At 64.4% G+C, this 18,270-nt stretch carries 13 protein-coding genes; 5 read left to right on the plus strand and 8 right to left on the minus strand.

The genetic code is table 11. From position 1 onward, the window contains the following. Window positions 1-114 precede the first annotated feature (114 nt). Entirely contained in the window at window positions 115-2,196 is a 2,082-nt protein-coding gene (locus ACCQ03_RS17155; RefSeq protein ID WP_209225820.1) for a bifunctional DedA family/phosphatase PAP2 family protein, read from the plus strand. Between the two features lie 591 nt (window positions 2,197-2,787). Here ACCQ03_RS17155 and ACCQ03_RS17160 read toward each other — a convergent pair. The 4 genes from ACCQ03_RS17160 to ACCQ03_RS17175 form a co-directional block, all read right to left on the minus strand. Then, window positions 2,788-3,672: a bestrophin family protein gene (locus ACCQ03_RS17160; RefSeq protein WP_209225818.1), complete on the minus strand. Its 885-nt coding sequence runs from the start codon at window positions 3,670-3,672 to the stop codon at window positions 2,788-2,790. A gap of 148 nt (window positions 3,673-3,820) precedes the next feature. After that, window positions 3,821-4,417 (minus strand): LON peptidase substrate-binding domain-containing protein, encoded by a 597-nt coding sequence (locus tag ACCQ03_RS17165; RefSeq protein WP_057679819.1) that lies wholly within the window; start codon window positions 4,415-4,417, stop codon window positions 3,821-3,823. Beyond that, the gene (gene mpl / locus ACCQ03_RS17170) at window positions 4,417-5,784 is read right to left on the minus strand and encodes a UDP-N-acetylmuramate:L-alanyl-gamma-D-glutamyl-meso-diaminopimelate ligase (RefSeq protein ID WP_170922378.1); all 1,368 of its coding nucleotides are present in this window, start codon (window positions 5,782-5,784) and stop codon (window positions 4,417-4,419) included. Before mpl ends, ACCQ03_RS17165 begins: the two co-directional genes overlap by 1 nt. 358 nt (window positions 5,785-6,142) lie before the next feature. Next, entirely contained in the window at window positions 6,143-6,706 is a 564-nt protein-coding gene (locus ACCQ03_RS17175; protein WP_003483308.1) for an adenylate kinase, read from the minus strand. A gap of 160 nt (window positions 6,707-6,866) precedes the next feature. Between ACCQ03_RS17175 and ACCQ03_RS17180 the strand changes: the two genes are divergently transcribed. Next, a complete protein-coding gene (locus tag ACCQ03_RS17180; protein ID WP_057679818.1) occupies window positions 6,867-8,123 on the plus strand; it encodes a 6-phosphofructokinase in 1,257 nt (418 codons plus the stop codon). Between the two features lie 268 nt (window positions 8,124-8,391). Here ACCQ03_RS17180 and ACCQ03_RS17185 read toward each other — a convergent pair whose 3' ends face one another. Beyond that, entirely contained in the window at window positions 8,392-8,916 is a 525-nt protein-coding gene (locus ACCQ03_RS17185) for a hypothetical protein (protein WP_011348509.1), read from the minus strand. Window positions 8,917-9,166: 250 nt separating this feature from the next. On the opposite strand from ACCQ03_RS17185, the gene ACCQ03_RS17190 reads away from it, so the two are divergent. Then, window positions 9,167-11,194, plus strand: a complete 2,028-nt coding sequence (locus ACCQ03_RS17190) for a sodium-translocating pyrophosphatase (RefSeq protein ID WP_209225816.1) — start codon at window positions 9,167-9,169, stop codon at window positions 11,192-11,194. Between the two features lie 299 nt (window positions 11,195-11,493). Here ACCQ03_RS17190 and ACCQ03_RS17195 read toward each other — a convergent pair whose 3' ends face one another. Beyond that, window positions 11,494-11,976, minus strand: coding sequence for a hypothetical protein (locus ACCQ03_RS17195; RefSeq protein WP_057679816.1), 483 nt, complete (start codon window positions 11,974-11,976; stop codon window positions 11,494-11,496). A 197-nt stretch (window positions 11,977-12,173) separates the two neighbouring features. On the opposite strand from ACCQ03_RS17195, the gene ppa reads away from it, so the two are divergent. Both ppa and ACCQ03_RS17205 read left to right on the plus strand, forming a co-directional pair. Next, on the plus strand, window positions 12,174-12,710 hold the full coding sequence (ppa, locus tag ACCQ03_RS17200) for an inorganic diphosphatase (protein WP_017156830.1): 537 nt from the start codon (window positions 12,174-12,176) through the stop codon (window positions 12,708-12,710). A 113-nt stretch (window positions 12,711-12,823) separates the two neighbouring features. Next, window positions 12,824-13,972 (plus strand): HDOD domain-containing protein, encoded by a 1,149-nt coding sequence (locus ACCQ03_RS17205; protein WP_017156829.1) that lies wholly within the window; start codon window positions 12,824-12,826, stop codon window positions 13,970-13,972. 418 nt (window positions 13,973-14,390) lie between these two features. On the opposite strand, the gene ACCQ03_RS17210 is transcribed toward ACCQ03_RS17205, so the two are convergent. Both ACCQ03_RS17210 and ACCQ03_RS17215 read right to left on the minus strand, forming a co-directional pair. Continuing rightward, on the minus strand, window positions 14,391-17,234 hold the full coding sequence (locus ACCQ03_RS17210; RefSeq protein WP_017160076.1) for a TonB-dependent receptor plug domain-containing protein: 2,844 nt from the start codon (window positions 17,232-17,234) through the stop codon (window positions 14,391-14,393). Between the two features lie 48 nt (window positions 17,235-17,282). After that, window positions 17,283-18,176, minus strand: a complete 894-nt coding sequence (locus tag ACCQ03_RS17215; protein ID WP_057679240.1) for a helix-turn-helix domain-containing protein — start codon at window positions 18,174-18,176, stop codon at window positions 17,283-17,285. Window positions 18,177-18,270 lie beyond the last annotated feature (94 nt).

Consider the following 18,270-nt stretch of genomic DNA (forward strand, 5'->3'; position numbering starts at 1 on the left):
ATCTATGGCATGCGCGCGTGCGGCAGCTGCAGGGCTGCAACCTCAGGTGAAGCCGATCCCCCGATGTGAGGACGATGCAGGTCAGGCACCGCCGCGCCCACCTATAATTCAGGGATGAACTCATGGATCGACGCCACGCTGGAGTGGATCGGACACCACCCCACCTTGGCTGGCTTGGTGATCTTTGGCATCGCATTTTGTGATGCGGTGATCGTGCTGGGCGCCATCGTGCCCGCGTTGCCGTTGCTGTTCGCCATTGGCGTGCTCATCGGGCTCGGGCAGATCAACGGCCCCTATGCGGTGGTATGCGCCACCCTGGGCGCCTTCGTTGGCGATGCGTTGAGCTTCTGGGTCGGCCATCGCTGGGGCCATCAGTTGCACACCTACTGGCCATTCCGGCGTTACCCGCAATTGCTGGAGCGCGGCGAGCTGCTGTTCCGGCGCAATGCCTTCAAGAGCATCCTGATTGCGCGCTACGTGGGTGCAGTGCGCCCGTTCGTGCCGGCGATTGCCGGCATGTCGCACATGCCCTTCAAACGGTATCTGGTCGCCAGCGGCCTGGCCTGCGTGTCGTGGGCGTTGTTGTTCCTGGTGCCTGGCTGGGTGCTGGGCACGGCCTACGACGCAGTGGCCGCGGTGGCCGGGCGGCTATTTGTGGTGGTTGCATTGCTGGCGGCGGTGATCGGGCTTGCCTGGGCGGTGGTGCTGTATTCGTACCGCTGGTCGGCCGGTCACCTGGATGCCTTGCTGGCGCGCCTGCTGGAGTGGTCGCACCGGCATCCGGTCCTGGGGAATTGGTCGGTCGGCGTCTTCGATCCGCGCCGTCGCGAATCGGTGCCGCTGGCCATGATGGCCTTGATGCTCTTGCTGCTCGGTTGGGGCTGGTTTGTGCTGCTGATGGTGGTGCTGGCGCATGGCGAGCCGCTGCGCGTGGACCTGGCCGTGCACGACCTGATGCTGGCGCTGCGCAACCCCTTGGCCGACTACCCGATGGTGGCGCTGGCCTCGTTGGGCGACTGGCAGGTGCTGTTGCCGGCCATTGCCGCCGCGATGGGCTATCTGGCTTGGCGCCGTCGCTGGATGGCCGTGGCCCATTGGGTGATCGCGCTGGCCTTCGGCCTGGCGCTCACGCAGCTGCTTGGCGCCACCGTCCAGGTAGTGCGCCCGCCTGCGGCCAGCAGCGGTTTCGGCTTTCCGTCGGTTGCGGTCACCATGGCCACGATCGCCTTCGGGTTTTTTGCGCTGTTGATCGCACGCGAGTTGCCTGGCCGCCGCCGCGTGTGGCCGTATCTGGTCAGCGGCGCCATCGTGTCGCTGATCGGTTTTGCACGTTTGTACCTCGGTGCGCACTGGCTCAGCGATGTTATCGGCGGCATGTTGTTCGGCATCTTCTGGCTGCTGGTGCTGGGCATTGCCTATCGCCGCCGTGCCACGCGCGCGTTCTGGGTCAAGCCGGTGTCGTGGATCTTCTACGGGGTGTTCGTGAGCTGCGCAATTTATTTTGCGCCGCGCAACCTCGACATCAAGCTAGCCAAGTTCGAACCACCGCCGCCGGCATTGATGGAGTTGCCCGCAAACGCGTGGTGGGAAGACCAATGGCGCCTGCTGCCGGCACGCCGCAACGAATTCGACGACGATCAGCGTTGGCCGCTGGACGTCCAATTGGCCGGCCCGCTCGCCCCGCTGCAGCGCCAGCTTCAGGCGCGCGGCTGGCGGGTCCAGCCGCAGGCTGGCTGGGAACAGGCGCTGCACTTGCTCGATGTCAGCGGCCGCCCGGACGAAGTACCGATTCTCCCGGCCACGCTGGATACCCAGGTCGAAGCCCTGTTGATGGTGCGCCGCGCCGCGCCCGGCCACGTGCATGTGCTGCGCTTGTGGCCGGCGGCCGCACACCTGCAGCCGGATGCACAACCGCTGTGGGTGGGCAGCACCCAGACCTTGCGCTACAGCCGCCATTTCAGCCTGATCGGGCTGTGGTATCCGCTGCGCGGCGTCGATCCTGCATTGAGCGCGTTGCGCGAGGCGCTCGGCCCGCTACCCCATCGCATGGAACAGCGTCGTCGCTCGCAGGTGCCGGTGATCCTGATCGACAGCACCTCGGGCAGTGCGGTGCGTGGCGAGGACAAAGCTGCACCGCAGACGGAAACCACTGCGTCCAAGCCTGCCGTATCAGATCCGCCACAACGGCGCCGTTGATCGATCAGGCAACAGGCGATCGCGCGGTCGTGTCGGTGTGGGATGTCAGCAACGGCCGTTGAACCCTGTCTCGATGGTGACGTGCTGGCGCCGTCTTGAGGCTGCTGAATTTTCAGGGTGAACGCTTGGCTAGCCGAGCGCGCGGTGCCCTCGCCGCTTGCGGGACATGCCGTGAACCCATCCATGGGGGCTCGATGGCGGCATCCATGCCGCCCACGGTTCCGCAAGCGGCGAGGACACTGCACCAGGACGTTGTCGGTGATCTACCAAAGAGCAAAGAACAGTGCGCCGCCTGGTTACTTGCGTCGCATGGTTGCTATCGCTTGAACACTCTGCGCACCCACCATCTCACTGGTCCTTGCCCGCTCACCGTCGCGGGACCGTACGCGGCATGGATGCCGCGTAAGAGCTTGCAAGGACGCCCTTGCAGCGTGTCCCGCGATGGTGGGGGGCAAGGGCCCTGCAGCCAAGCCGCAGATCATCAGCTCTGCAACTGTCTGCGCCGTTCAATCTCCTTTCAAAGCGACTGGGGCACCGGGGATCAGCGCCGTTCGGATATGCAAACGCCGCGTTGAACCAGCGCACGATATCTCACCACAACACGCCATCCACCGGCTGCATCGGCTCCGGTGCCTGTTCGCCAATCGCCTGCAGCGCATCGATTTCCACCGTGCGGCACATGCTGTCCAGCGGCAGGTCGTGGATGGTGTTGGCGAATGGGTCCACCAGCTCATCGCCGATCTTGAGCACTGCCAAAAACATCAAACCAGCCACGGTCGAACCGACCGGCGTGGCGTATTGCAGCGTCTCCACCAGACCGATCGGCAGCAGCACGCAGAACAGCCGCGTAAACAGCGTCGGATAAAAACGGTATTGGTACGGCAACGGGGTATTTTTCAGGCGCTCCATGCCGCCCTGCGCGTTGGCGATATCCACCAGAATGCGCTCCACGCTGGCCTGCTGGATGCTATCGATCCAGCCATCGCGCCGCGCCTGCTCCACGCTGCGGCCGGTGATGTCGAGCAAGCCGTTGGCCACATTGGTGCGGGTGATCACCGTGGTCACCTCATCGGCGTCCAGACGCGGCTGCAATGCCGTGGCAACCGGCAATCGACGCAACTGGCAGCACAAGGTATTGACGTAGGCGATCTGGCGTAGCGCGGTCGTGCGCCCGAGCGCTGCGGCTTCCGGCGCGGACAGAATGCTCACGCTCAAACGCACCAGGTTGCGCGATGCGTTGATCATCTGGCCCCACAGCACACGCCCTTCCCACCAGCGTTGGTAGGTCGAATTGGCCCGAAAACCCAGGAATAACGCCAACGCCGAGCCGAAGATGGTCAGCGGCAACGCCGGCGCGCGGAACGGCAGCACGTAGTAGATGATCGTGATCAACACATCCCATACGAACAGCACCGCCAGGGTCCGCCAGACCTGGTTGAACACATCCGCTACACGCGGTTTGACATCGATGATCAAGGCTCACTCCCGTGGATCGATAGCGAGTGCGGCCAGTGCACGCATCCAGTGCGTGGCTGCCATCGACAGCGCACTCAAGCGGTGCGAGTGTGCCGTTGTATGGGTGCAAGTGCAGTGATGGGCTCGCCTGCGCCATTGCGTCGGCGCGTTATGGCATCCACGCGAGCAATTGATCCAGCCGCCGATGCGGATCGTCCTGCTGCAGCAAGGACAGACGCTGTTGTTCGGTCAGCGGCAACAGCTCGGCCAACCGCCAGCCGACCCAGGCGGCTTGATCCAGCAAACCCGGCCCCACCGAAGCGAATTCACCCCCCACCTGTTCGAGCATCCGCTCGAGCACCGTGGCCAGCAAGCTGTGCTCGGGACGCAATTCGTCGTCGCTGTCGGGCTCGCACCAGCTCACCTGGCCGACGACCAGGCCGTTGTCGCGGATACGCGAACGCTGCACACGGAAGCGGCGCGTACCGCGCAAGCGCAGCACCAGCACGCCATCGGCCCCGACATCGAAATCTTCGATACGCACCTCGGTGCCGAAGGCAGCCGGCGTTGCCGGCGCACCAACCTCGGTGCCGTCCAGAATCAGGCAGACACCGAAGCTGGTGCCGTTGCGGCCGCTCTCGCGTACCAGATCCAGATAGCGTCGCTCGAACACGCGCAAGCCCATCGCCGCACCGGGCAGCAACACGCTGTGCAACGGAAACAGCGGCAGGGGGCTGGTCTCGCCGGCAGGCATGAGCGGCACCATCAGGACAACTGCGCCAGGAAGCGACGCGGCGCACCGTCGAAGCCACCGTTGGACATGAACACCACATGGTCGCCGGGCTGGGCAATCTCGCCCAGCGCGCGCAGCAGGGCATCCACGTCCTGCACCACGCGTGCCTGGCCGCGTACCTGCGCAATGATCGGTGCCGCGTCCCAGGCCAGCTCCGGCCGATGCAGAAACACCACTGCATCGGCATCGTGCAACGACGGCGCCAGCGCCTGCGCATGCGCGCCCAGCCGCATCGAATTGCTGCGCGGCTCCATGGCCACCACAACACGCGCCGCACCGACCTTCGCACGCAGCCCCTGCAACGTCGTCGCGATGGCGGTGGGGTGGTGCGCAAAGTCGTCGTACACGGTGATCGCGCGCGCGCTACCGATGACTTCCAATCGCCGCTTGACGCTCTGGAACTGCGCCAATGCCGGCATCACTGTCGCCGGGTCCACACCTACCGCTCTGACTGCCGCCAGCGCCGCCAACCCGTTCAGGACGTTATGCCGCCCCACCAGCGGCCACCGCACCTGGCCGATTTCCACGCCACGATGCAGCACCGCAAACGCGCTGCCATCGGCCGCGATCAACCGCGCGCTCCAGTCCAGCGACGTATCGAACCCGAACCGCTCCACCGGCGTCCAGCATCCCATCGCCAGCACCTCGGCCACATGCGCGTCTTCGCCGTTGACGATCAGGCGACCGCGCGCGGGCACCGTGCGCACCAGATGGTGGAACTGACGCTGGATGGCCGCCACGTCCGGGAAGATGTCGGCGTGGTCGTATTCCAGGTTATTGAGGATTGCCACCAACGGCCGGTAGTGCACGAACTTGCTGCGCTTGTCGAAAAAGGCAGTGTCGTATTCGTCGGCTTCCACCACGAATTCGCGCCCCTGGCCCAGTCGCGCCGACACGCCGAAATCTTCGGCCACGCCACCGATCAGAAACCCCGGCGCGCGCCCGGCCGCCTCCAGCAGGTAGCTCAGGATGGTGGTGGTAGTGGTCTTGCCGTGGGTGCCGGCCACGGCCAGCGTGTCGCGGCCGGGCAGCACCTGCTCGGCCAGCCATTGCGCGCCGGAGGTATACGGGCGGCCGGCATCCAGTACCGCCTCCACCGCCGCGTTGCCGCGCGACAGGGCATTGCCGACCACAACTTCAGTCGCGTCCGGCGAAATATTGGACGGCGCATAGCCCTGCGCCAGCGCAATGCCCAGCGTTTCCAGCTGTGTGGACATCGGTGGATAGATGGCCTGGTCGCTGCCCTCCACCTGCCAGCCCAGCTCACGCGCCAGGGCGGCGACACCGCCCATGAAAGTTCCGGCGATGCCGAGAATGTGGAGTTTGCTCATGCCGCCCATTGTCGCCGATCGTCGCAGTTGCCGGACATTCCGATCCAATGCAAGCCCAAGTGTCGGGAATTTCCTACCGTACTGTCGGGAATTTCCCGATGTGCGAACCCGATCACATCCCTCACTATGCTGAACGCCAGTCGCAGCATCCCTTTGGTCCTACTCCCCAAGAGGCCAAATCCCCAGGGAGCTCATGCTGTCGGGGCTCTGAGCAAGCCTACTACTGGCGTTATTCTGCCCCGGGCGTCTTGTACGTCCGGGGTTTTTCTTTTGGGGCACCGTCCGGGCGATCATGGCCAGAACGCAACGCCGCCAGGCGCCGCGCCTGCCCACGGCCGGGCCTTGCGCCCGGCCGCCCATTGCCGACTCAGCGGCCGAGCGCCTTGCTGATGCGCTCCAGCACTTCGTCCAGCGAACCCACGCCGTCCACGCGCGCCAACTTGCCGCGCTGCTCGTAGAAGCCGATGACCGGTGCGGTGGAATCGGTATAGACCTGCAGACGCTTGCGCACCGACTCCGGGTTGTCGTCTTCGCGGCCTTCGGCCTTGGCACGACCGGCGATGCGCTCGACCAGCAGCTCGCTGGCCACATCCAGCTGCACCACGGCATCCAGCGGCTGACCGATCTTGCCGAGCAGCTCGTCCAGCGCATTGGCCTGGGCCACATTGCGCGGGTAGCCATCCAGGATGAAACCCTTGGCCACATCGGCCTGGCCGAGGCGCGCCTCGAGCATGCCGAGCAGGATGTCGTCGGACACCAGGTCGCCGCGTGCCATCACTTCCTTGGCCTTCAACCCCAGCGGCGAGCCAGCGGCCACTTCGGCGCGCAACAGGTCGCCGGTGGAAATGTGCGGAATATCAAACGTGTCTTTGAGACGTGTCGCCTGGGTGCCCTTGCCCGAACCGGGCGGTCCCAATAGAACCAATCGCATCAGTGGACTCCACTTTCGAATAAAAACGCGTTGCGGTGGGCGGCGTTAGACTCACGTCTTCGCCGGCGCTGACCGTATGGTCGTGCAGCTTACCGCATCCGGGGAATGTCCCGGCACTGTCCCCCTGCGCCATGTTCCCATGTGAGGAGTCTGTCCCCCTATGACCACTGGCAACCTGCTCTATGCCCAATCCGGCGGCGTCACCGCCGTCATCAACGCCACCGCAGCCGGCGTCATCGCCGAAGCGCGCGCGCGCAAGATCAAGGTGCTGGCCGCACGCAACGGCATCCTGGGCGCCTTGCGCGAGGAGTTGATCGACACCTCCAAAGAGTCCGCCGCCGCCATTGCCGCCCTGGCGCAGACGCCCGGCGGTGCATTCGGCTCGTGCCGCTACAAGCTCAAATCGCTGGAAGAAGACAGCACCAAGTACGAGCGTCTGCTCGAGGTGCTGCGCGCGCACGACGTCCGCTGGTTCCTCTACAACGGCGGCAACGACTCGGCCGACACCGCCTGGAAGGTCTCGCAACTGGCCAAGGCCTATGGCTACCCACTGCACTGCATCGGCGTGCCCAAGACCATCGACAACGATCTGGCGGTGACCGATACCTGCCCCGGCTTCGGTTCGGCCGCCAAGTACACCGCGGTGTCGGTACGCGAGGCCGCACTGGATGTCGCCGCCATGGCCGACACCTCCACCAAGGTCTTCATCTATGAGGCGATGGGCCGCCATGCCGGTTGGCTGGCCGCAGCGGCAGGCCTGGCCGGGCAAGATCCGGACGACGCCCCGCAGATCATCCTGCTGCCCGAACGCGCCTTTGATCAGACTGCATTCCTGGCCAAGGTGAAGCAGGTGGTGGACAAGGTCGGCTGGTGCGTGGTGGTGGCCAGCGAGGGCATCCAGGACGCGCACGGCAAGTTCGTCGCCGATGCCGGCGGTGCGGCCGACTCGTTCGGCCACGCGCAGCTCGGCGGCGTGGCCGCGTTCCTGGCCGCGCAGGTCAAGCAGGAGCTCGGCTACAAGGTGCACTGGACGCTGCCCGATTACCTGCAGCGCTCCGCGCGCCATCTCGCATCGAAGACAGACTGGGAACAGGCGCAAGCGGTCGGCAAGGCCGCCGTGCAATACGCACTCAAGGGCATGAACGCCGTGATCCCGGTGATCGAACGCGTCAGCGACGCACCATACCGCTGGAAGATCGTGCCCGCGCCCCTGCACAAGGTGGCCAACCACGAAAAGAAGATGCCGCCCAGCTTCCTGCGCAAGGACGGCTTCGGCATCACCGAACGCGCCCGCCGCTATTTCGCCCCGTTGATCAAGGGCGAAGCCCCGCTTGCCTACGGCAGCGATGGCTTGCCGAAGTATGTGACGTTGAAGAACGTGGCGGTGGCCAAGAAGCTGCCGGCTTGGGAGGGGTGAGATCGAAGCCGCGTGGGATGCACAGCGATGTTCAACGCTCCGCCGAGGTGGCGGCAGATCGGGCGACTTACACGCGTGGCCTGCGCACTAACGGATGTGACGCCGAAGGCGTGGGTCATACGACAGGATCATGAAAGCGCGTGGTCTAGGCGATTGTCGAAGTAACTGATCCACCTGTGCATGTACTGCTGATCCACTTGTGCATGTACTGAAAACGAACCCCGGCCTGGCCGGGGTTCGTTGTTGCGGATGCAGAGCAACATCTGACTTACTGACACGCCTTGCCTTCCACCGTCATCTGCGCAGCGAACATGGGTACCTGCGGAATCTTGCCGGCAGCGGCTTGCTGCTTGGCGTCTTCCAAGTAGATGCGCGACTGGCCTTGTCCATCGAGTTGCGGTTTCGCATCCACCGGCTTGCGCCATACGCGCACGACCGCTTGCTGTGACGGGCAGGCTGCGCTCGGTACGCGGATCACATCGTTGAAGATCCAGCCCGAGGCAACACTGGGCGCGGCCTTGGCGAAATCCACGAACCGTGCACGCGGCTGGCAGGTGGGGCTGCTGCGGACTACCGACAATGTATACGGCTGTGCAGCATTTCCGGTAAATACGCCTTCCAGACGTGCGCAGGCTTCCGGGATCTGACGCAAGGTGTGCACGGCGCCGACCGCTTGCGCGGTGCCGGGTGCGCGCGGCTTGAGTTCGGGCGTGGGATCGGCTGCAAACGCTTGGCTCGTCAGCAACAGCGTCGCGAGCATCGCGGCATATTTTTGCGCGGCATGGTGGGACATGGACACTCCTGGGTCGACCGAATCGCGTTGGCCGCAGGCTGTCATGCCGCAACTGAACGACGCGCCAAAGCTGTAATGCTGGTCGCCATGCCAGGCGCGGCGCATACTCGGTCGCGATCCGGCCACCTGAACATTCGCGACGCGCATTACGGCCCGGCGGCCGTCGAGTCCGTATTCGTCAATCCACTCGGTGTGTGCATCGCCCTTGGTTCGTCCCGACCGGACGACATCCATTCTCTTGGGAGGGGTCATGCTGGAACACTACGGGTTGTGGCTTGCGCTGGGTTGTGCGGTCTTGGCAATCGTCCATGGAATCGTGTCGGCGCGCTGGGTGGTCGCGCAGCCGAGCGGCAATGCACGCATGCAGGAGATCGCCGCCGCGATCCAGGAAGGCGCGCGCGCCTATCTCAACCGGCAATACCTCACCATTTCGGTTGCTGGGGCAGTGCTGTTCGTGTTGGTCGGGCTGTTCCTGAGTTGGTACACCGCGATCGGCTTTGCATTGGGTGCCGTGTTGTCCGGGTTAGCCGGCTACATCGGCATGAACGTCTCGGTACGTGCCAATGTCCGCACTGCCGAAGCCGCGCGGCATGGCATCGGCAAGGCGATGGACGTGGCGTTTCGCGGCGGCGCGATCACCGGCATGCTGGTGGTCGGCCTCGGGCTGCTTGGCGTGGCCGGCTACTTTGCCGTGCTGCAAGGCATGGGGCTGCCACTGGAGCAAAACCTGCACGCACTCGTGGGGTTGGCGTTCGGGTCGTCGTTGATCTCGATCTTCGCGCGCCTGGGTGGCGGCATTTTCACCAAGGGTGCGGACGTGGGCGCCGATCTTGTCGGCAAGGTCGAGGCCGGTATTCCCGAGGACGATCCACGCAACCCGGCGGTGATTGCCGACAATGTCGGCGACAACGTGGGCGACTGCGCCGGCATGGCCGCAGATCTGTTCGAAACCTACGCAGTCACCGTGATCGCCACGATGCTGCTCGGCAGCCTGACGCTAGCCGAAACCGGCTCGCATGCCGTGCTCTATCCATTGGTGCTCGGCGGGGTATCGATCATTGCTTCGATCGTGGGCGCGGCCTTCGTCAAGGTCAAGGACGGCGGTTCGATCATGGGTGCGCTGTACAAAGGCGTGATCGTATCGGGCGTACTGGCGGCATTGGCCTACTGGCCCATCACCCAATCGCTGATGCGCGACAACACCCACGGCGCCGCGGCGTTGTACGCCTGCGCATTGATCGGCTTGGTGCTCACCGGCCTGATCGTGTGGATTACCGAGTACTACACCGGCACGCACTACACCCCGGTGCAGCATGTTGCATCGGCCAGCACCACCGGACACGGCACCAACATCATCGCAGGCCTCGGTATTTCGATGAAATCTACCGCGCTGCCGGTGATCGCGGTCTGCGCAGCGATCTGGGGTGCGTTTCATTTCGGCGGCTTGTATGGCATTGCGATTGCAGCAACGGCCATGCTGTCGATGGCCGGCATGATCGTTGCGCTGGATGCATATGGGCCGATTACCGATAACGCTGGCGGCATCGCCGAGATGGCCGAGCTCCCGCCCGAGGTCCGCAACATTACCGACCCGCTGGATGCGGTAGGCAACACCACCAAGGCAGTCACCAAGGGCTACGCGATCGGATCGGCGGCGCTGGCTGCATTGGTGCTGTTTGCCGACTACACGCACAACCTGCAGGCGGCCAATCCCGGCCAGGTGTACGCCTTCGATCTATCCGACCACACGGTGATCATCGGGCTACTGATTGGCGGGCTGATTCCGTATCTCTTCGGCGCGATGGCGATGGAAGCGGTCGGCCGCGCCGCGGGCGCCGTGGTGGAAGAAGTGCGCCGCCAGTTCCGCGAACTTCCCGGCAACATGGCCGGCACCGCCAAGCCGCAGTACGACCGCGCCGTCGACATGCTGACCCGCTCGGCGATTGGCGAAATGATCGTGCCTTCGCTGCTGCCGGTGGTGGTTCCGATCGTTGTCGGGTTGCTACTGGGGCCGCGTGCGTTGGGTGGCTTGTTAATCGGCACGATCGTCACTGGCTTGTTCCTGGCGATTTCGATGACCACGGGCGGCGGCGCGTGGGACAACGCCAAGAAATACATCGAGGACGGCCACTTCGGCGGGAAGGGCAGCGAGGCGCACAAGGCTGCGATTACCGGCGACACGGTCGGTGACCCGTATAAAGACACCGCGGGGCCGGCGATCAACCCGTTGATCAAGATCATCAACATCGTGGCGTTATTGCTCGTGCCCCTGCTGTAACGCTCTGTAACGCTGCAATGACCGCAGGTCGCGTGGCCTGCGGTCATGACGACGGGCAGCAGCCGACCGACTAGACGAGTCGCGGCAGGCCGAAACCGGTCACTGCCGCAAGCGGCAACGCTGGGGCATGGGAACCGGGCCACCAAGGACGTCGCCTGGCCGGGTCATTTGCCCTTACCAGCTCAGGATCGGCATCACGCCGGCACCTGCTGGCGGCGCCCGTCGTCGATGCGAAGATGGGCGCCCCAGGCAGAAGGGGCTGGCCTGTGCCGGCAAGCCCGCCCCGCGCCGGCGAACAATCACAGGCAGCCGATCAAACCGTCATAGATCGGCGGTGCGCCGCCCGGCAGTGGCTTGAACAGCGGATTGGCCACCGCAAGCGTGCGATACATCTCATCCAGGCGGGTACCGGCCTTCAACGGTGCCGTGCAGCGCCACACCCGGCTGTCCGACCGCAGGTAACCGCTGCGCGGGTCGACGCTGACCTCACTGGCGCCGAAGGTCCAGATGCAGCTCCGCACCACGCCGGTGACGCGATGCACCGAGCAGCGGAAGCGCAGCGGCTGGTAGTCGCTGAAGTCGCCGCCACAAAAGGTGTCGCCGCAGATATTGTCGAAATCGCGGTCCAGCCGCTGCTCCAGATCGATGAACGCCTCCCAGCCCTCGCCATTGGCGGGCCAGTCCACCGCATCCACATAGGTGGGTGGAGGCGTGCCGGCGACGGCGACCTGGGCGGTAAGGGACAGCAGCAAGAGAACGAGCAAACGCGCAAGCCTGGACATGGGCACTTCCTATGCGGTGGATGAGCCTGCAGCGTGCGCCGCCGGCCGGGCCGCGACGATCAGCCAGCCACCCGTGATGAACACGGGCTATGCCGCACGCAGCGGTCAGGAGATTGCCCATTCAGTGTCGCTGCAGCGCAACAGCCGAACGCGTAGAATCGCGCTCCACACACTGCTGACGCCTCGGAGCTACCCGCATGGGCCTTGAACTGGTCACCTCTGGCAAGAACCTGCCGGAAGAAATCAACGTCGTCATCGAGATCCCCAAGGATTCCGAGCCGGTCAAGTACGAAGTCGACAAGGCCAGCGGGGCGATCTTCGTCGACCGCATCCTGTCGACCCCGATGCGTTATCCCTGCAACTATGGCTACGTACCCAACACCCTGTGCGGCGATGGCGACCCGGCCGACGTGCTGGTGGTGCTGCCGTTGCCTTTGGTGCCGGGTTCGGTGGTGCGCTGCCGTCCGGTGGGCGTGCTGCGCATGAGCGACGAGGCCGGCAGCGACGAAAAGATCCTGGCTGTGCCGATCGAGAAGATCTTCTCCGGTTACGCGCACATCGAAGACATCAACCAGGTGTCCAGCCACTGGATGGAGCGCATCGGCCACTTCTTCGAGCATTACAAGGACTTGGAGAAGGGCAAGTGGGTCAAGCTGGATGGCTGGGGCGGCGCGGCCGAGGCCAAGCGCATCCTGACCGAGGCGGTGGAACGCTACAATTCCGACGCACCCTGATCCATCGATGGTGATGCTGCCCTGCGTGTAGGGGGCGATCGGGATCACGCTTCTGGCGTGATCCCGGTGACCGCAGTCGGCAGATTGGGTACATTGCCGAAAGCGTTTGGCCGGTGTCTGTCACCGGTGACTTCTGGGGAAGTGTCTTGCGTATTCTGTTTGTTGGGGACGAAGCCAGTCTTCCGTCCGACCTTGTCGCCTACGTCGCCGACCTGGGCGACCAGTGGCAGGCGCAGCAGGTGGCCGATGGCAATTCGGCGATCGAAGCTGCCGCGCTGTCGCCGTTCGACGCCGTCATCGTTGCGCCGGTGCTGCCGGACCTGACTGCGGCCACCTTGCTGGGGCAAATCCGCACGCTGCGCCCGGACACCATTCGTATCGCGCTGATCGATGCGCAAGGCGGCCAGCGCACGCCGCCGGCCCGCATCATCGGCGTGGCGCATCGCTTCTTGCCGATGCCGCTGGCACCCGAAGTGCTGCTCGAAGCGGTCACCAGCCTGGAAGAACTACGCGAGCTGCTCAGCAATCCGCGCCTGCGCGCGGCGATTGGGCGGATCGAAAAGCTCCCCTCGCCTCCGCATTTGTACCTGAGCCTGATGCATGCGCTGGAAGAGGACGACGGCGCCGATGCGGCCGATATCGCCAAGCTGATCGCCGGCGACCCGGCGATCGCGGCGAAAGTGCTGCAATTGTGCAATTCGGCGTTCTTTTCCGGTGGCCGCAGCATCACCGACCTGCGCACGGCGGTGACCCGCCTGGGCGTGGCGACGCTGCGCGACCTGGTGCTGGCCAGCGAAGTGTTTTCGGTCCAGACGCTCACACCGGCCGAGCGCAATGCGATGCAGCGCCGCGCCCTGCTCTCCTCGCGCCTGGCGGCCAAGGTGCTTCCGCCGACCAGCGCAGAACTCGGTTCCACCGCTGCATTGCTGGCCGATATCGGCCTGCTGCTGCCGGGCGTGCGCGATGAGCGCGAACCGCCGGCCGAAGGCGGCGACGAACGCCTGGGTCACACCGAAGCCGGCGCCTACCTGCTCGGTCTGTGGGGCTTGCCGATGCCCATCATCGAAGCGGTGGCTTTCCATCGCCATCCGCTGCGTTCCAGCATGCGCAGCTTCTGGGTCACCGGTGCCGTGCATGTCGCCACGGCATTGGCCAGCGGCGAAAGCGTGGACGAAGAGTACCTGACCAAGGTTGGCGTCATCGCCCGCCTGCCGAGCTGGCGCGAACAGGCCGACACGTTGCTGGGGCTTGCCGAGGCGTAAGTTACTCGCATGCGGCATCCGGAAAGAAGCGCGGCCAAGGCCGCGTTTTTTTATGCCGTTTCTTCGCCCCCGCTGCATGGGGCCGTTGCGCCAGCGCCGCGCATGTCAAACCTTGCGCTGGGGCGATGTGTCAAGTCACTCACCCGATGCGCACCGCACCACGGGCAGGCAATGCGCTCGAGCGTTGCGGCAGCTGCACGCGCATAAAGACTGCAGTTCTTTTCGAGCCGCATCGCTCGGCAACGTCCACGTCGTGCGTGCGTTCTTTGCGGGAATGCACACCGCATGAGCCGCGCAACGGCTGCTTTGCGTCCGAATCACGCGTTGCGTTCGCGGCCCCCTCATCGCAACAGCGCATTGCAAATAAAAAAAGACGGGCCTTGCGGCCCGTCTTTCATTCACTACGCGCGTCGATGGATCAGAAGCGCTGGGTGTACTTCATGTACATGAAACGACCGATTTCGAAGCCGCCGTAGTAGGCAAAGCTGCTGTTCGGTGCCGAATACTGCAGCGGACCGCGGTGATCGAACACATTGTTCGCGCCGAGTGCGATCGTTGCATCCCACGGCGCCTTCCAGTTGACCTGCAGGTCGTGGAAGGTGTTGGCGCCGGTGTGACGCAGCGGGTCGGACTCGCCGTTGGCGATATGGTCCGGCGCATCGCAATAGCCTTCGGCCAGCGTGATGCAGCTTTCCTTCATGCCCGAGTAGTAACGCAGGGTGTAGTTGACGCCGAAATCACCCAGCGACCAGTTCACGCCAACGTTCGAACGCACGCGGAAGATGCCCGGCTCGCCGACACGGCCAATCATGATGGCGTTGCCTGCGCTGTCCTGGCCGGCTTCGTCGTACTTGCTGACGTAGCTGGTCTGCCAGTCGAAGGTGAAGGAACCGATGGCCGTTTCCGGCAGGCGGTACTTCACACCCAGGTCGTAGCCTTCGGTTTCCATCTGACCGAGATTGGCCACGCCGTAGCTCATCGCCGAGATATGACCATCGGCTGCGCGCGTGACATTGGCGCAACGTTCCGAATTGCCGAGCACATAGCAGTCGCGCAGGATGCGGTCGACGCTATCGGCGATGATCATGTCGTTGATCTCGTAGCGGTACCAATCCAGCGAGATGTCCAGACCCTGCACCCAACGCGGGCTCCAGACCAGACCGGCGGTCTTGCTGGTGGAGGTTTCCGGCTTCAGGTTCGGGTTGGCGCCGCTGATGAATTCATCAGGCGTCTGGCACGGATAGGTCGTGCAAGGCACGAAGCCCTGGCCGAGCTGGGTGTAGCCCAGCGGCACGCCGGCGTTGGTGCAGGCCGCGTTGCCGTTGACGCTGTTGGGGGCGCCGACGCCGCAAGGATCGATGTAAGACTCGAAGCTGCTGCTCAGGCCACCGTACAGGTCGCTGATGGTCGGCGCACGGAAACCTTCCGCATACGTCGCACGCACCAGCAGGTCTTCCAGCGGACGCCAGGTCAGGCCGAACTTCGAGTTCAGCGTGTTACCGAAGTTGCTGTAGTCCGAATAACGCGTTGCAGCGTTGAAGGTCAGTTCCTTGGCGAAGGCGACATCGCTCAGGAGCGGAACATTCAATTCGAGGTAAACCTCGTCCAGCGAGTACTGGCCCTGCGTGGTCTTGGCACCCAGGCCGGTGCTTTCGCCCGACTGCGCAAACGCATCCGGAGAGAAGCGACCTTCTTCCTTGCGGTGTTCGTAGCCCACCGCAACGCCCAGATCGCCAGCCGGCAGCTCGACCACCGAACCGGACAGGTTTGCGGTGAAGCTGGTGGTCTTGGTCAGACCGGTATCGGTGAAGGTCGGGAACAGGAATTCCTGCAGCGCCGGGTCGGCAAGCGAGCCCTGACCTGCGACGTTGTACGGCAGCAGCGGGTTCCACGGACGGCAGGCCGAAAGCGAGATCGGGTCTGCAGCGGTACCGCACTGCGCAACGCCCTGGCCGTTGATGAAGGACGGGCCCAGCGCCTGACGCGACGCGATCAGGCTCATGTCGCCACGGCTGCGCTTGGTGTTCTCGTTGCGGTTCCACAACGCACCCACATCCCAGTCCCAGGTCTTGCCGCCGATGTCGAAGTAGCCACTCAAGGTCGGCGCGAAGCGCAGGGTCTTGAGCTGGTTTTCGCTGGCGCGCGGCACTTCCCACAGACGACGACGGAAGTCGACATCCTGGCCGATCGGATTGAACGCGCTGCTGCCTTCCAGTGGAGTGCCGAACGAACCGGACTGATACGGGTAGCCCGCGATCTGCCCGTCGGTGGTGCGCTCGTTGTAGGCAATATCGGCGTTGAAGGTGATGGCATCGGCAACGTCGTAGTTGACGTTCGCAAAGACCGACTTCCGCTCGATACCGGTCTGCACCATCATCTGCTGGTTCGAGTTGGCGTACTCGGCCGGCGTGATCGGGTGATAGTCGGCCGGGTTGTTCGGGTTGCCGCCGGCATTGAGCGTCTGCCACACCGCGGTGTCCGGATCATCGCAATCGACCTGCAGCGGATTGCACCACGAGCCGTTCTGGCTGATCGGGCTCCAGCTGTTCGGGGTCGAGTTGGGACCACGCGAACCATCGCGGCTGAACCAACGGTTCTTGGCGAACACCGGGTCCTGCTTGGAATATTCGGCAGACAGCGTCACGCCACCGCGCTCGCCCTGCGAGCCAACAGTGAAGGAGTACTGCGTGGTGTCGCCGTCGCCCTGGCCGAACTGGCCGAACTGCACGCTGGCTTCAGCGCCGTCGAAACGCTTACGCGTGATCACGTTGACCACACCGGCGATCGCGTCGGAGCCGTAGATGGACGAGGCGCCGTCCTTCAGCACTTCAATACGCTCGATGGCCGACATCGGAATCTGGCTGAGATCCTGCAGACCGGAGGTCGACGCACCCAGACGCTTACCGTTCACCAGCACCAACGTACGCTGCGCGCCGAGGTTACGCAGGTCGACGTAGTAACCGCCAACGTCTTCGCCGGACGACAGCGCGTCAGCGCGCGAGATGGCCGGGGAGCCGGCGGAGGTCAGGTTCTGCAGCACATCGGCAACAGACGTCAGGCCCTGCTTTTCCAGCGCTTGACGGTCAAGCGTCAAGATCGGCTGCTGCGTTTCGACGTCGGCGCTGCGAATGCGCGAGCCGGTGATCTCGATACGATCAAGCGTGGTGGTCGACTCTTGTGCGGCGGCAAAAGCCGGCGTCAACGCGATCGCAATACCGGCGGGCAACAGGCCCAGCCGCACTGCGGAGGTGCGAAGGTTCATCAATCTCTCCAGGGTTCGTTAGTGGCGCGTTAAGCGCCCCTGTGCAAATTACGATTGCGTGAACGCCGTCGCTTTGCGCGTCACGTTACGTGGCTTTGCCGAATCTGGCGGATTTGCCGTTTGGTCGCGGTAGTGCGATGCGGAGACACCGAAGCGCGCACGGAATGCGCGCGCGAAGCTGCAGCAATTGTCGAAGCCGCTTGCCGCTGCAACCTCGCCGATCATCATCGAGGTATCGCGCAACAAATCGGAGGCACGTTCCAGACGCAAGCGCGCAGACAGCGCCTGCGGGCTTTCTTCGTACAAACTCTGAAACGTCTTGGAGACGTACCAACTGGAAAAGTTGGTCAGCTGCGCCAGTTCGCTGATGCGTACCACCCGGTCGCTATTGCCTTCCAGATACAGCCGTGCACGCTGCATGCGCCCGAACACCTGACGCCGCCGGCTGCGCGAGCGGCCCGGGCAACGCTGTTCCTGCGCAATGAAATCGCGCTGCATCGCCGCCAGGTGCAGCAGCAACGGCCGCGCGGAGGCACTGCCGCTTTGTGCGGCAGCATTGCGCCACAGGCGCAAGGCGATGCGCAGGTCACCGCGCGATAACTGGGCGCGGCCGGGATACAGCGTGGCATCGGTCAGTTCAGCGAGCGACTGCAGGCTCTCGCCATCCAGACCGACGCCCACGCACAGCGCGCTGCGGTCTGCCTGCACGGTGGGATGGGAATCCTTGTCGAAGGCGATCCAGTCCCCGGCACGCAGACGAAAGCGGCCCTCCTTGGATTCCACCCATGCGCGTCCGCGTAGCTGTATCCACAGGGTGAATGTCGCTGCGCTAGTACGGATGCTGCCGAGCCGCGAGACCGCCAGACAGGTCGTCGATGTCGACTCGCTGGCGCTGTCCAGCGCGAGCGCAAGCCCACGATCTGCGGTGATGACCTGTTGCATGTTGGCAGCCCCCTGTACAAAAGAGGGCGTAGTGTTTTGCCGAATGTGGCGTCGGTCAGGAAGTTTTGACGAAACTGTGCCGAAATTGCCACGA

Origin of the sequence: Xanthomonas sp. NCPPB 3569, assembly GCF_041475645.2 — a bacterium.
In the GTDB taxonomy this organism is placed as follows: Bacteria; Pseudomonadota; Gammaproteobacteria; order Xanthomonadales; family Xanthomonadaceae; genus Xanthomonas; species Xanthomonas phaseoli.

Excerpts from the sequence above, each read along its gene's own strand:
- ACCQ03_RS17190 (WP_209225816.1), top strand. The coding sequence starts at position 9,167 with ATGCTGGAACACTACGGGTTGTGGCTTGCGCTGGGTTGTGCGGTCTTG.
- ACCQ03_RS17185 (WP_011348509.1), bottom strand. The coding sequence starts at position 8,916 with ATGTCCCACCATGCCGCGCAAAAATATGCCGCGATGCTCGCGACGCTG.
- ACCQ03_RS17180 (WP_057679818.1), top strand. The coding sequence starts at position 6,867 with ATGACCACTGGCAACCTGCTCTATGCCCAATCCGGCGGCGTCACCGCC.
- ACCQ03_RS17210 (WP_017160076.1), bottom strand. The coding sequence starts at position 17,234 with ATGAACCTTCGCACCTCCGCAGTGCGGCTGGGCCTGTTGCCCGCCGGT.
- ppa (WP_017156830.1), top strand. The coding sequence starts at position 12,174 with ATGGGCCTTGAACTGGTCACCTCTGGCAAGAACCTGCCGGAAGAAATC.
- mpl (WP_170922378.1), bottom strand. The coding sequence starts at position 5,784 with ATGGGCGGCATGAGCAAACTCCACATTCTCGGCATCGCCGGAACTTTC.
- ACCQ03_RS17165 (WP_057679819.1), bottom strand. The coding sequence starts at position 4,417 with ATGGTGCCGCTCATGCCTGCCGGCGAGACCAGCCCCCTGCCGCTGTTT.
- ACCQ03_RS17215 (WP_057679240.1), bottom strand. The coding sequence starts at position 18,176 with ATGCAACAGGTCATCACCGCAGATCGTGGGCTTGCGCTCGCGCTGGAC.
- ACCQ03_RS17195 (WP_057679816.1), bottom strand. The coding sequence starts at position 11,976 with ATGTCCAGGCTTGCGCGTTTGCTCGTTCTCTTGCTGCTGTCCCTTACC.
- ACCQ03_RS17155 (WP_209225820.1), top strand. The coding sequence starts at position 115 with ATGAACTCATGGATCGACGCCACGCTGGAGTGGATCGGACACCACCCC.
- ACCQ03_RS17175 (WP_003483308.1), bottom strand. The coding sequence starts at position 6,706 with ATGCGATTGGTTCTATTGGGACCGCCCGGTTCGGGCAAGGGCACCCAG.